General features: G+C 75.7%; 1 protein-coding gene. It reads right to left on the bottom strand.

Features of this window, described 5'->3' with window-relative positions; translation table 11 throughout:
* On the bottom strand, positions 1-309 hold a 309-nt coding region (locus tag ACEN88_RS35095; RefSeq protein ID WP_413347039.1), incomplete at both ends, for a hypothetical protein.

Genomic DNA, 309 nt, shown 5'->3' with positions numbered 1-309 from the left:
CTGCAGGGTCGTGCGGATGCCGCCGCGTCCCGGCAGCGCGTCGGCCGGGCGCTCGACGGGCATCGTCTTCGTGCCGTCGATCTGCACGAGCGTCGCCTGCAGGGTGCGCACCGGCACGGCGACGTTCACCTGCTGCGTGGCGCGCATGCGGTCGCTCGCGCCCTCGCCTGCCGCCATGACGTCCCACTGCAGCTTCGTCGCGCCTGCCGGCACCGCGTAATCCCAGCCCGCTTCGCGCGATTCGCCCGGCGCGAGCACGACGTCCTGGCGCGGCAGCGCCTGCGCCTTGCCGCCGTCGGCCGCCACGCC

Source organism: Massilia sp. CT11-108 (assembly GCF_047302915.1).
Taxonomy (GTDB): Bacteria; Pseudomonadota; Gammaproteobacteria; order Burkholderiales; family Burkholderiaceae_D; genus Telluria; species Telluria orientalis.
Note: the sequence above shows the minus strand (reverse complement) of the source record. Positions and strands in the feature narration are given on the sequence as shown.